Origin of the sequence: Paenibacillus sp. FSL R5-0623 (assembly GCF_037974265.1) — a bacterium.
In the GTDB taxonomy this organism is placed as follows: domain Bacteria; phylum Bacillota; class Bacilli; order Paenibacillales; family Paenibacillaceae; genus Paenibacillus.
The window spans coordinates 5266692-5280136 of sequence record NZ_CP150233.1 but is presented as its reverse complement, the minus strand read 5'-3'; the positions used below and the strand labels follow the sequence as shown (position 1 = coordinate 5280136).

At 47.2% G+C, this 13445-nt stretch carries 14 protein-coding genes; 10 read left to right on the top strand and 4 right to left on the bottom strand.

Annotation, left to right across the window (positions count from 1 at the left end):
- Window positions 1-73 precede the first annotated feature (73 nt).
- The gene (locus MKY92_RS23190) at window positions 74-2254 is read left to right on the top strand and encodes a UvrD-helicase domain-containing protein (protein ID WP_339297803.1); all 2181 of its coding nucleotides are present in this window, start codon (window positions 74-76) and stop codon (window positions 2252-2254) included.
- A 144-nt stretch (window positions 2255-2398) separates the two neighbouring features.
- Here MKY92_RS23190 and MKY92_RS23185 read toward each other — a convergent pair whose 3' ends face one another.
- Window positions 2399-3280: an EamA family transporter gene (locus tag MKY92_RS23185; protein ID WP_339297802.1), complete on the bottom strand. Its 882-nt coding sequence runs from the start codon at window positions 3278-3280 to the stop codon at window positions 2399-2401.
- Window positions 3277-4020 carry an SDR family NAD(P)-dependent oxidoreductase gene (locus MKY92_RS23180; protein ID WP_339297801.1) on the bottom strand — a complete coding sequence of 248 codons (744 nt, stop codon included), beginning with the start codon at window positions 4018-4020 and terminating at the stop codon, window positions 3277-3279. Before MKY92_RS23180 ends, MKY92_RS23185 begins: the two co-directional genes overlap by 4 nt.
- A gap of 136 nt (window positions 4021-4156) precedes the next feature.
- On the opposite strand from MKY92_RS23180, the gene MKY92_RS23175 reads away from it, so the two are divergent.
- Genes MKY92_RS23175 through crcB (MKY92_RS23160) form a run of 4 tightly spaced genes read left to right on the top strand, consistent with a single transcriptional unit; the run spans window position 4157 to window position 7187 of the window.
- Window positions 4157-5047: a LysR family transcriptional regulator gene (locus MKY92_RS23175; RefSeq protein WP_036674534.1), complete on the top strand. Its 891-nt coding sequence runs from the start codon at window positions 4157-4159 to the stop codon at window positions 5045-5047.
- Between the two features lie 42 nt (window positions 5048-5089).
- Window positions 5090-6397, top strand: a complete 1308-nt coding sequence (locus MKY92_RS23170) for a replication-associated recombination protein A (protein ID WP_339297800.1) — start codon at window positions 5090-5092, stop codon at window positions 6395-6397.
- Between the two features lie 32 nt (window positions 6398-6429).
- Complete coding sequence (gene crcB, locus MKY92_RS23165; protein ID WP_339297799.1) at window positions 6430-6831, top strand: fluoride efflux transporter CrcB; 402 nt, start codon at window positions 6430-6432, stop codon at window positions 6829-6831.
- Entirely contained in the window at window positions 6828-7187 is a 360-nt protein-coding gene (gene crcB / locus MKY92_RS23160; protein WP_339297798.1) for a fluoride efflux transporter CrcB, read from the top strand. The genes crcB (MKY92_RS23165) and crcB (MKY92_RS23160) overlap by 4 nt, the downstream gene beginning before the upstream one ends.
- Before the next feature lie 131 nt (window positions 7188-7318).
- On the opposite strand, the gene mnmA is transcribed toward crcB (MKY92_RS23160), so the two are convergent.
- On the bottom strand, window positions 7319-8443 hold the full coding sequence (gene mnmA, locus MKY92_RS23155) for a tRNA 2-thiouridine(34) synthase MnmA (RefSeq protein WP_036616942.1): 1125 nt from the start codon (window positions 8441-8443) through the stop codon (window positions 7319-7321).
- 320 nt (window positions 8444-8763) lie between these two features.
- Between mnmA and MKY92_RS23150 the strand changes: the two genes are divergently transcribed.
- On the top strand, window positions 8764-9183 hold the full coding sequence (locus MKY92_RS23150; protein ID WP_076212458.1) for an Rrf2 family transcriptional regulator: 420 nt from the start codon (window positions 8764-8766) through the stop codon (window positions 9181-9183).
- Between the two features lie 413 nt (window positions 9184-9596).
- Here the strand turns inward: MKY92_RS23150 and MKY92_RS23145 are convergent, their stop codons facing one another.
- Window positions 9597-9728 (bottom strand): hypothetical protein, encoded by a 132-nt coding sequence (locus tag MKY92_RS23145; RefSeq protein WP_339297797.1) that lies wholly within the window; start codon window positions 9726-9728, stop codon window positions 9597-9599.
- 132 nt (window positions 9729-9860) lie between these two features.
- Here MKY92_RS23145 and MKY92_RS23140 point away from each other — a divergent pair, with 132 nt between their 5' ends.
- The 4 genes from MKY92_RS23140 (at window position 9861) to MKY92_RS23125 (ending at window position 13281) form a co-directional block, all read left to right on the top strand.
- Window positions 9861-11012: a cysteine desulfurase family protein gene (locus tag MKY92_RS23140; protein ID WP_339297796.1), complete on the top strand. Its 1152-nt coding sequence runs from the start codon at window positions 9861-9863 to the stop codon at window positions 11010-11012.
- 164 nt (window positions 11013-11176) lie between these two features.
- Window positions 11177-11698, top strand: coding sequence for a PRC-barrel domain-containing protein (locus tag MKY92_RS23135; RefSeq protein ID WP_017686814.1), 522 nt, complete (start codon window positions 11177-11179; stop codon window positions 11696-11698).
- A 10-nt stretch (window positions 11699-11708) separates the two neighbouring features.
- Entirely contained in the window at window positions 11709-11918 is a 210-nt protein-coding gene (locus MKY92_RS23130; protein WP_017686815.1) for a hypothetical protein, read from the top strand.
- A 295-nt stretch (window positions 11919-12213) separates the two neighbouring features.
- Entirely contained in the window at window positions 12214-13281 is a 1068-nt protein-coding gene (locus MKY92_RS23125; protein ID WP_091027676.1) for an AI-2E family transporter, read from the top strand.
- The last annotated feature ends 164 nt before the right edge of the window (window positions 13282-13445 follow it).

Sequence of the window (13445 nt, the reverse complement as noted above, 5' to 3'; positions counted from 1 at the left end):
TAGTAAGTATCCTTTTGTATTGCCAGATCTAGGCGATGCAGAGCAAAACATATTCTTAGGAGGTAACTGAAACATGTCAGACAGCTTTCAAAGTGCCTATCAAGAAGAAGAGTACAGGTTAGAGCGAACGATGGAGGAAGTGGATAGTCAGCTGGAACGACTGCAGAACATTCCGGTGTATACCGGCCACGACTTCACAGAACAAGTGCTGGAAGCTGGACGCGAAGAGCGCCGCACTGCCTTGTCCAAGAGCGCGCAGCAACCCTATTTCGGACGCTTGGATTTCGAAGAACAGGGCAGTGGTGCACGGAAACCGCTGTATATTGGCAAAATTGGCGTAGACCGCGAAGAGGTGGGAGAGCATCCGCTCGTCATCGACTGGCGTGCTCCTGTCGCAAGCCTGTTTTACTCATTTACGGGAGGGGAAGCCTCCGCTACGTATGAAGCCCCGGAAGGGCTTATTGAAGGTCTCGTATATCTGAAACGAAACGTTGTCATTCGGCAGCGGATATTGGAACGTGTGGCGGATACATATAACCGTGACAGCGACCAGCCAGCGGTATCTGATGAATTCCTCGTTTATCGTCTGGGAGAGAACAAGGATAACAAACTGCGTGATATCGTATCTACGATTCAAGCGGAGCAGGATCTGATTATTCGTGCGGCGAGAAACACTGCATTGATCATTCAGGGTGTAGCTGGATCCGGAAAAACAACGGTTGCCCTGCATCGGCTGGCCTTTTTGCTGTATCAGTACAAGGAGCAGGTATCTGCGGAGAAAATGGTTATTTTTGCACCCAACCACATGTTCCTGGATTACATCTCAGATGTGCTTCCGGAACTCGGAGTAGGGGACATCCAGCAGCGGACATTCCCGGATTGGGCGATGAACCTGCTGGGGCTGGAGATGCCTTTGGCGAATACGTCGGATACATTGAACACATGGTTTGAAAAACCAGATGCACGGCCTGAATTAAATGATGATGTACCTGGACGTTACAAAGGATCCATCCGTTTCATGGAGCTTATTCGAGAGTGGCTCTCGGGCATGGAAGCGGATTCCGTACCGGATATGGACTTCAGTCCATGGGATGGTAAGGTGCTCAGCAAGACAGAGATTGAGAACTGGTTCGGTGAGGAATACAAACATTATCCGCTGGCCAAACGCAAAGAACGGGTCATGGCGCGGGTTCACCGCTGGATTGAGATGGAACTTAAGAAACCGATGCCAGAAGCTGTACGCAAAGAACGCAAGAAAAAAGCAACAACTCGTGAGAAGGCCTATGCCAAAAAATGGCCTCAATATGAGCCGCTTGCGTTATACAAACAGTTGTTCAAAGCTGCAAAGGGTGGGTCTGTGCCAGCCTCGCTCAGCGGGCTTATTCCAAAACTAGTCATGAAACAAACAGCAACAGATCTGAAACAGGATATCGTCCGTGAAGAGGATCTGCCTGCATTGGTATACATTCATACATTGGTCCATGATATTGAGGGTTCGGAGCGATTCGACCATATTGTGATCGATGAAGCGCAGGACTTTTCACCATTTCATGTGGCGTTATTGGATCGTTTCGTCAAAGGGCATTCCTTCACCATACTGGGTGACTTGTCCCAAGGGATTCATGAGTACCGTGGTGTTCATGCGTGGGAAGAGATGAGTTCTCTATTTCCTGAGGAACAGAATGCATACTTTGCATTGACCCGAAGTTATCGTTCAACGATGGAAATTATCGACTATGCAAACACGATTCTGGAACGTGGCGTCAAGAGCGGGATTACGGCGATCCCTGTTTTCCGTAGTGGTGATCCGGTTCGGACGTTGGCTTATGGAGGGGAAGGGCGGACGGCGAGTCTGGAGCAGGCTTTGAAGGTATTAACCGTCAAAGACTACCGAACGGTCTCCATCCTGACCCGTACACTGCATGAAGCAGAGGAACTTCATCGTGAACTTCAGGACGCAGGCTGGGATCTAAACCTGATCGATGGTGGCAAAAAGCAGTACACGGGTGGACACTCCGTTTTACCGGTCTACTTGTCCAAAGGGTTGGAGTTTGATGCCGTTATTGTGGCAGACGTAGACCAGAAGCATTATTTGCCAAATGCGGGTGATGCAAAGCTGTTGTACGTTGGTTGTACACGGGCCTTGCACGAATTGTGGTTGTTCCATGACGGTGAACTGCCGATCTATGCGGCTGCAACACATAATCCCGATGGCGAGTCCGTAACCATTCAGGGTTGGCCAGAGCTTGGTTAGATAGAGTTTACTTATACAACAAAGGGCATGAGTTCATGGGAAAGTCCCATAAGCGCATGCCTTTTGTTGCTTTTGTGCGTAAAATGATTAATCTTCCAAGGAAGAACGATGAAGAAGTTCAAGTTATGTTACGCTATTTCTCATTCAGGATGAGCGACGGTTCACCAGGAATATGCCAACACCAATGAATAAACCGCCTGCTAATGCAAACCACTGAACCTGCTCTCCTAGTAAAATCCAACTCGATAGTACACCAAAGAACGGTGCCAGAAACAGATACGAACTGGTTTGGGCTGGGTCACTATTCTGAAGCAGATAAAACCAGAGTGAAAACTGAATGATGGAGCAAACAAGCGTTAACCAGAGCAGCGCCATAACCGAGGTGGTATTGACCGTAAAGTGAGGCTGTTCAGTCCATACACTAAGTAGAAGAAGCGTAGCACCTCCCGCGAGCATCTGATAGGCAGTTAAGACAAAAGTATCGTAGCCATCGCCCCAGCGTTTGATGAGCAATGTGGACACGGCAAAGGAGATCGCACCACCAAATCCAATCCAGGTTCCGGGGCTAAAGCTCATCTGCCACCCAAAAGTTAACATTATCCCGATGAAACCGAGTATAACACCGATCCACTGACTGAAACGGTAGGTCACTCTATATAAGAGAGCACTGAGGATAATGACCAGTAGCGGATTGGTAAACGTAATAATGGCGGATTCACCGGATGTAATCCAGTTCATGCTGTAGTAGGCGCAGCCCATCACTCCTGCGGATTGGAACAGGCCAATGAGGATTATTTTCAACCAAGACTGCCATCCAGTAGGCAAAGGACGTTTACGAAGGAACAAGGCCATCAAGCCACCTGCCAGTATATAACGTATGCCCATGAGCAGGAAAGGTGGGGCATATAACATGCCGATCTTGCCAACTGGAAAAGAAGTACCCATGATTAGCGTTGTCAAAATGATCAATAGTGTATATTTCAATGGTTTGATGATCCGGGTATCTTTATCATGACTGGAGCTCATAACGTCTGTCCGCTATCTACAGTAATTAGCTGCCCGGTCATGGATTGCTGTTCCAGCGCAGCACAGATCATGTGTGCGATATCTTCAGGTGAGGCAATATGTTGTAATAACACTTCTCCGCCAAGACGATACATTCGCTCCTCGTTTCCAGCCCACCACCTTGTAGAAACTGCGCCAGGGACGATAGCATTCACCCGAATGTGTGGTGAGAGTGCGTGCGCAAGTGATAAGGTCAGCCCATGAACTGCCGCTTTGGAGACGGCGTAAGGGAGGGAGGAGCCCGAGCCCGTACTGCCTGCGATGCTGCCCAGATTTACGATAGAACCACCGCCAGCCTGTCTCATACCTTCCGTCACTGCACGAGCGCAATGAAACATGCCTTTCACATTCACATCAACCAGCTCATTCCAGACGTCATCTGTAACAGACTCCAGATCGTGCATGGGGATATGACGCGTGATTCCGGCGTTATTTACAAGTGCAGTGATCGGGCCGTAGGTTTCAGTTATTGTAGTGACCATCCGCCGGACATCAAGATCATTGGCAACATTGGCTTGAACGGCGAATGCATGACCTCCTGTATCCAAAATGTGTTGAACAGTCTCTCTTGCTGCATCTTGTGAGCGGGAATAGTTGACAGCGACCAAGGCTCCGCGTTCAGCGAGCATCTCACTTACAGCACGACCTATACCTGTTCCACCACCTGTGATCAGAGCAACTCTATTTTTCCAGTATGTCATGCTGAACACTCCTTATCATCATCCAGTCAGATGACTGGTTAGGGATCTACATGAATTGTAGTCCGGTTTACACATGAAGTATAATGATTGGTAATGAAGCGGATATCATTTTGAATGATGTCAGAGTGGGGGGACCATGGAAAGCGGGGATCTTAGAATATTTCAGTGTGTTGCACAGGAAGGGAATCTGACCAAAGCTGCTTCTAAACTGGGGTATGTTCAATCCAACGTAACGGCACGAATCCGGCATCTGGAAGCAGAAGTAGGTACAACGTTGTTCATTCGTCATAATCGAGGCATGACGTTATCTCCAGCCGGAGAAATGTTGCTGACCTATGCAGATAAAATTATTGGTTTGCTGAATGATGCTTCCAAGGCGCTTCGGGCGACAAGTACACCATCGGGTCCAATGCGAATAGGGTCTACACAAACCGCAGCGGCCGTGCGACTACCTGAACTTTTCGTCAGATATTATAAACAGTATCCAGATGTCTCCTTGTCACTGGTTACTGGCAATTCGCAGATGCTTATGGATCAAGTGATTGGGTATGAATTGGAAGGGGCTTTCATTGGTTGTCCCTGTGATCATCCCGACATCGTTTCTATTCCCGTATTTGATGAGGAACTATTTGTTGTTTATTCTGGTATGGGTCCTACGGATGAAGATCTCAAGAGTAAACCCATTCTTGTCTACAGCATGGGGTGTTCCTATCGTCAGGTTTTGGAGGAATGGTTAGAGGTGGGTGGTGTTACCCGCCCAGTAATTATGGAATTCGGAACCCTTGAAGCGATTATTAGTGGAGTTACGTCCGGTATGGGAATTTCTTTATTACCAGAGATTGTGATTAGGCATCAGATCGAAAATGGATTATTGCGCACGCATACACTCCCCGTAGGTATGAATCGCATGATGACTCATTTTATTACTCGCAAGGATGCCTTTGTCAGTAGTGCACTTCATGCATTTATGGCTATGTTACCGCGAGAGTATGATATGATAGAGAGTGGAGAACCATCAGAAGTGTAATTATATTCAAGGCAAGGCAATCCGTTAAGGAAGTGATGAGCAATGGATTTATTTTCGTTTCAACAGGACTCAAAACCACAAGCTAGACTGCTCGCGGACCGCTTGCGGCCAGAGCATCTGGATGAATATATTGGACAGGAACATATTATTGGACCGGGGAAATTACTCCGGCGCGCCATCGAGGCTGATCAGATTTCGTCCATCTTGTTATACGGCCCTCCGGGATGTGGCAAGACAACCTTGGCACATATTATTTCTCAGCAAACGCAAGGACAGTTCGTACGTCTGAATGCAGTGGAAGCTTCCGTCAAGGATGTGCGTGAAGTCATCGAACAGGCGCAAACGAACAAACAGCTGTATGGAACCAAAACCATTCTGTTCCTCGACGAGGTACATCGGTTTAACAGTTCACGTCAGGATGCGCTATTGCCAGCGGTAGAGAAGGGCACGATTATTTTTATCGGCGCAACAACAGAGAATCCCTTTCATTATGTCAATGGAGCCTTGATGAGTCGCTCCACCCTCTTCCAGCTGGAATCGCTGAACAAGGATCATTCCCTAATTGCGATGCGCAGAGCATTGAGTGATGTGGACAAAGGTCTGGGGTTCATGGAACTACAGGCGGACGATGAGGCGCTAGAGCATATTGCCACGATGGCCAACGGAGATATTCGGCGTGCGCTTAATGCGCTTGAACTGGCTGCGTTGACCACGCCACCGGAGAAGGATGGGTCCATTCATATTACGCTTGGTGTAGCTGAAGAGTCTATTCGACGCCCCATTGTGAAGGCAGATGAATCCACACAGTATGATGTGTTGTCCGCATTTCACAAGAGTATTCGGGGTTCCAGTGATGCGGCGCTGTTCTGGTTTCTATACGCAGTGGAGAAGCTCGGCATGGACCCGATGACCTTTATTCGGCGCCTGATTGCAGCAAGCAGTGAAGACATTGGACTTGCGAACCCGCAAGCCATGACCCAGGCCATTGGAGCACTTGATGCGTACCGGAATAACGGCTGGCCCGAAGCCAAGCTGAACATTGCACAAGCGATTTTGTTTGCAGTAGAAAGTCCGAAATCCAATGCGGTGTACACCGCCATTTCCAAAGCCATGAACGCGATTGATGAGGTGAAATCCGCAGAAGTTCCGCTTCACTTGCGAGATACGCATTACTCGGGTGCCGTGAAGCTTGGACATGAGGGCTATCAATATCCACACAACTATCCGGGGCATTATGTGAAGCAAGAATATTTGCCAAAGCAGCTCTCACGGAGAGTATTCTATGAGGCAACGGAGCAGGGTAACGAATCGAAGATCAGGCTGAACCAACAGCGGCGCAGAGAACTGTAAGACAGACAGATCACTCGGGAGATGCACACAATATGAAAGAGCTTTTGTATATAGGGGCGGGTGGATTTATCGGTACATTAACCCGATATGCCATACAGTTAGCGATACCCACTGTCCATGTGGGGTTCCCTTGGGCGGTGCTGTTAATCAATGCGATGGGCAGCCTTTTTTTGGGTTGGTTCTTTACCATAGCTGTTCCAGGCAAAATAACACCACAACTTCGACTGGCGATTGGTACAGGTTTTACTGGTGCATTTACGACATTCTCCACGTTTACACTGGATATTGTTCGTTTATCCGAAGGGGGCGAATGGATCAGTGCCGCTATTTATATGATCGTGAGTCTGTTGGCAGGATTGTTGCTCTGTGCGCTGGGAATGAGCCTTGGACATCGTATGTTGGGAGCACAAAGACAAGAGGGTGATGCCTCATGATCCTGTGGATTGGTTTTGCAGGTGTGCTGGGTGCGGTACTGCGTTACAGTCTGGGAAAATGGGTCTCTGGCTTGCTGGGAATGGCCTTTCCATGGGGAACATGGATCATCAACATCAGTGGTTCATTGTTGCTTGGGTTGTTATATGGGTGGCATGAATCTGCAATGATCTCAGATGGAATCTGGGTGATGTGGGGAACCGGATTTTGCGGTGCATACACGACGTTCTCTACCTTTGGTTATGAGACGTTAGGACTTATGGGTCGACAACGATACGCAAGCGCGGCGCTCTACGTTGTCAGTTCGGTTGTAGTTGGGGTGTTGGCCGCCTGGGCAGGAGTCTGGTTGACTGCATAACGAACTATTTTTAATTTTTTTGCAAAGAAAAGCAGGAAAAAAGCCATCCTTCATGGTATACATGAAAGACGGCTTTTTTAATAGGGATACACGGTATTGTGTATAATCCGCATTTTAATGGACAAGCTCTATTACTGCATTGCGGGTACAGGTACCTTTTGCACTTGATCGATCGTACCCCCACCCAGGCAAACCTCTCCGTCGTAGAAAACAACGGCTTGTCCTGGTGTAATGGCTTTTTGCTGCTGGTCAAATTGTACATCCACACTTCCATCTTCCTGCCAGGTCAATGTTACACCTTGATCCGGCTGACGATAACGGAATTTGGCAGTACAACGGTATGGCACATTAGGCATGTGCTCTGCACCAGCAATCCAGTTCACACCCGTTGCGGTTAGACCTGTGGAGTACAGGCTTGCATGGGCATCGCCCTGAACCACAAGCAGTTGATTCTTCTCCAGGTTCTTATCTGCAACGAACCAGGGTTCACCATTGCCGGAACCACCAATGCCAAGACCTTGGCGCTGTCCAAGTGTGTAGTACATCAGACCGTCATGACGACCTTTGACTTCACCGGTTGCGATATCAACCATGTCTCCACCTTTGGCAGGCAGATAGTTACTCAGGAACTCTTTGAAATTACGCTCACCGATGAAGCAGACACCTGTGCTGTCTTTTTTCTTGGCAGTATACAAACCAGCCGCTTCTGCGATTTTGCGTACTTCCGGTTTGGGCAGATGACCAATCGGGAACATGGCTTTGGACAGCTGGTTCTGATTAAGTGCGTTAAGGAAATACGTTTGATCCTTATTGTTGTCCACACCACGAAGCAACTTGAGTGTGCCATCTTCTTCAATCAGACGAGCATAGTGTCCTGTAGCTACATAATCTGCGCCGAGATCCAGAGCTTTGTTCAGGAATTCACCAAATTTGATCTCACGATTACACATGACATCCGGATTTGGCGTGCGGCCCGACTTATATTCATCAAGGAAATAGGTAAATACTTTATCAAAATATTCTTTCTCGAAGTTGACAGTGTAGTAAGGAATGCCGATCTGTTCGCATACGCGGCGTACGTCCTCTGAATCTTCTTCAGCGGTACAGTGGCCGAACTCGTCGGTGTCATCCCAGTTTTTCATGAAAATGCCGATGACATCGTACCCCTGCTCTTTTAGTAGCAGTGCGGTAACGGAAGAATCGACACCTCCGGACATGCCAACGACGACCCGTGTATTTTCAATTGTTTTGGACATCGTTATCACCATTTCTATATATAAATGTGTTTCGTTTCTTATTCTAGCATAACCGGACTCAAGATACGATACACCCGGCCAATTTTGGATAGTGTCTACCCCAGACGCACATTTTGGAATATCGTCAATCTTTCTTTACCATAAAGCATGCAGATATGTTAACATTAGCTGAGGGTTATGATCGGAATACGGAGGATTAGAAGGTTAAGCTTAGTTCTATGAATCTCTGCTGTGGACAGGTCGTGAACCAGACGGTCGTGGACCTCAGGATAAAATATAAAGTTTCCAATCGTTTCTGAAAATTGAAAGAGGTGACTCCTTTGAAAATATCGACAAAAGGCCGTTACGGCCTCACAATCATGATGGAGCTTGCTGCCAGAACAGGCGAAGGCCCTACATCACTTAAAAGCATTGCCGAGCGCAACCAGCTCTCGGAGCATTACCTGGAGCAACTGATCGCTCCTCTGCGTAATGCAGGACTGGTGAAAAGCATTAGAGGTGCTTACGGCGGTTATATCCTTGCAGGTGATCCTGCAACCGTGACTGCAGGCGATGTAATCCGTGTACTGGAAGGGCCAATCTCTCCAGTAGACTTCACAGAGGAAGATGATCCGGCGAAGCGTGATCTATGGTTGCGTATTCGTGACGGCATTGCGGAAGTGTTGGATTCCACAACATTGAAAGACCTGATTACCTTCCAGGACCAAGACAAAAAAGACAGCTACATGTTTTACATTTAAGGTCATTAATTCGCATCACAGAAGACACAATAAAGCCCCCAACTTGGGGGCTTTAGACATGCCAATAGGCACTTTGTTCTTCAATTTCTACAGATTATTTTAATTGAGCAGGGCTATGTATTCAGCCGCGTGATTTACAAGATGTGTGAACTTAACTGGATAACTTGTAAATCAGCGACTTTTTAAGGTTTCTATATCAGCTTCCATGCGTAACTGACGGCGATTCAAAATATCAATGCTGTGCTGATGGGTATTCAATTCGGTAGTTACTTTGCGTTCAGAGGCGGAGTGAGAAGCGTCAAGACGTTTCGTAACGGTCAATGTTTCCAGAACAGCTTGTTGAAGAAGCGGAATGTTTTTAGTTTGTTCCTCAATGGCATTAAGTCTGTCATCGACAGTGTCTAGTCTGATCTCTACGGCACCAGCCTCTCTTCCATAGCATCAAGCCGGTGGTCCATCTTTCCAAGATGTCCATCAATACTGTCGAATCGTTTGTCCATTTGTTGAAGCTGATTCAGAATCTGCCCGAGAATGGGATCACTCATGTCTCTCTCTCCTTTTTGAAATGGATATAGAACATTATACACGAAGGTGTGACAATAGAGCATCCGTTTCAATTTCCAATTTTGACAGTTTGCCATGAGATAGAAATTTAACATATAACGGGGTGAATATAAATGAAACGAATTTATTTGGATCACGCCGCATCGACACCTATGCATCCACAAGTCGCAGAAGCGATGATGAACGTCATGACAGGACAATTTGGCAATGCATCAAGTATCCATGCCTTTGGGCGTGAAGCCAAACGGACCGTCAGCGGAGCAAGGGATGTCATTGCGGCGTCTTTGGGCTGTTTCCCGGACGAATTGGTATTCACCGGAGGTGGCACGGAGAGTGACAATCTGGCAATCTTTGGAGCAGTCTCATCCAGGCAGGATAAGGGGAAACACGTCATTACGACCGCAATTGAGCACCATGCTGTCTTGCATACGTGTCAGGAATTGGAGCGGCAAGGTTATGAAGTAACCTATCTATCTGTTGATCGTTATGGACGAATAAATCTGGATGAGTTGCGAGAGGCCATTCGACCGGATACGGTGTTGATTACCATGATGTATGCCAACAATGAAGTAGGCACGATTCAGCCGATCCGTGAGGTGGGTGAGCTTGCCCGTCAGCATAATATCCTGTTCCATACCGATGCAGTTCAGGCTCTGGGCAGCCAGAATATTTCCTGTAAGGAACTGCCTGTGGATCTGATCAGCTTCTCTGCGCATAAAATCAACGGACCTCAGGGCGTGGGTGCACTCTATGTACGGCGAGGAATTGTGCTGGAAGCAAGAGCTCACGGTGGGTTGCAAGAGCGTCAGCGTCGCGCTGGTACGGAAAATATCGCAGGTATTACCGGATTTGCAGAGGCTCTCAAGATTGCATTAGCACAGACGGAGGTGCATCGTCAGCATGATTTGGAATTGCGTAAACTTTTGTTGGAACAGCTTGAAATTCATGTGGGTACGGAGCACTTTCACGTGAATGGACACCTGGAGCATACACTGCCAAACATCCTGAATATCAGCTTTCCGGAAGTGTCCACAGAGACGATGTTAATGAATCTGGATATGGAAGGAATTGCTGTTGCAAGCGGTTCTGCCTGCACTTCCGGTTCACTTGAAGTCTCTCATGTGCTGAAAGCGATGAAATTGCCTGAAACATTTTTACACTCTGCGATTCGATTTAGCTGGGGATTGGGTAATACTACGGAAGAAATCATGATAACCGCCGAAAAAATTGGAACCATTCTTGGACGACTGCGTAATAGACCCTAAGGGGAACTTTACACATGGAACAGAAGGAGGGAAGAAGTTCCATTTCATCGGTTGGATAGAAGCGGTTTTGATGATCGGCGTCTGATTGCCACTCATCAACTTTGGGCATACCTAGCAATAGCGCCGCGCCTATTTAATGATAAGAAGATGAGGGGGACCCAGCGATGAAGCTTCAGGAAATGATCGGACTTGCCGTTTTTGATGTTGAGGACGGGAAGCAGGTCGGTAAAATCCAGGATTTCATTGTGAATGATGATTGGGAGATCGAAGGCATTGAGCTTGAGAACAAAGGTCTGTTTACCAATCATGTCAAAATCGTGCAGTGGCAAGATATTGTTGCCTACGGCGAAGATGCCGTCATGATCCGTAATCAACAGGCTGTCCGCAAGACGGGAGCCGACGACATAAAATACACGTACCTCCTCGGTCGGTCTAAATTGAAGGAGATGTCCGTGCTCACCGAAGAAGGTTTGCTGCTCGGGCGTGTCTCCGATGTTTATTTTGACCAAGAGTTGGGAAATACAATAATAGGGATTGAAATTACGGACGGTTTTGTGTCCGATCTGATCGAGGGCCGCAAATGGCTGCCATGTACAAGTGATATGTCCATCGGGGAAAGTGCCATTATGGTGCCGTCTCTGAGTGAACAACGCTTGGAAAATGCCATTCATTCTGTTAATGGATAGGTGAATGAATATGAAATGTCCAAACTGTAGTTCCAAAGATATCGGGAAAATTGGTTCCCATCAGTTTTATTGCTGGGGATGCTTTATCGAATTAACGGTGAACGGTGAGAAAATGTCTGTATATCAGGTGGAAGAAGACGGTACGCTGAGTTCCCTGGATGATCTGTTTTTCGGGGACGAGCTGCCACAAGACTTCCCTCATCTTCACGCTTCTTCTTAATAAGCAGAATAACTTCCTCTATATGCGGTTTCATGACAGTGTCTGTCATGGGAGGCTGTCGTTAATTGTTGGCAGATGTATATAGATGCGGTTACATAATGGTTCGGCTGGTGTATGGTTGATTATATGCTAACCCGTACTGCAAAATGCGCTTCCTTCTCTGATGAAGGAGGCGTTTTTTTGGGTTTAAGAAAAAATGTTCGGATTGCTCCTTTCCACTTCTGCGCTGTGTTAATAAATATTACCTTTCCTACATATACTGACTCTCAGAGCCAGTCCAAAAGGAGAGATGCAAGTGGAGCAATTAACCAAAAACAAGCTGTTCCGTTACGCGATCTGGCTGCTGCTCGGATTGATCATTTTATATTTTATCTGGCTGCTGCGGCCTTTACTGCTTCACATATATGCGTTCCTGAAAACAGTGTTGGCACCCTTTATCGTAGCCCTTATCATATCCTATGTACTTAATCCGATTGTCAGCATGCTGGGAGGGCGCAAGGTGCCGCGTACGATTGCTGTACTACTCATATATGCCTTTTTCCTGACCTGCCTCGGTGTCATTCTGATGAATGTCATTCCGGTATTGATTGAACAGCTGGGAGAACTCAACGAGCATATGCCGGAACTGTCCATGCGTGCACAGAGCCTGATGAACAATATGGATCACAAATTAATGCCGCCAAGTGTGCGAACAGGCATGAACAGTTGGTTTTTTCAGATGGAGGATCGACTAACTCAGGGGATTACCGTGCTCATGGACAATATCGGGGCGACCATTAATGTGTTATTCAATGTGTTTATCGTGCCATTTCTGATCTTTTATATGTTAAAAGACTTTGAGGTGTTTGAGCGTACCATTGTGGCGTATCTTCCGCGTTCACGTCGTAAAGCGATTGTCTCGGTGATGAAAGAGATCGATACTGCACTGGGGAACTATATTCGGGGACAGTTTATTGTCTGTGTCATTGTTGGTATCTTTGCCTACATTGGTTATATCATCATTGATATGCCGTATGCCCTGCTGCTTGCAAGCATTGTAGCTGTGTTTAACATTGTGCCCTACTTGGGGCCGTTCCTGGGAGCTGCTCCTGCTGTGGTCATGGCATCAACCGTATCGTTTAAAATGGTGTTACTTGTTGTCATTGTGAACACACTGTGCCAAGTGTTGGAGAGTAATGTTATATCTCCTCAGGTGGTGGGACGCACGTTGCATCTGCATCCACTGTCGATTATATTTGCACTGCTCGTCGGAGGTGAATTGGCAGGCATTGTAGGTTTAATTCTGGCAGTACCTGTTTTTGCCGTGCTGAAGGTGATTGTGCAACACTTTTTCGCCTATTACATCAAACGAAGGACCGACTAAATATCAGGGTTAAAACATCAACGAGGCCGCGTTGACACCCGCTTGTGCTACCGATATAATGAGTGTGTATGTTTAGAACATGAAATCGATGATGAAATAAAGTACGCCGAGGGTTCCTTTCCTCAGAGAATAGACTTCATTGGATCAGGGTGAGCCTGGACTGA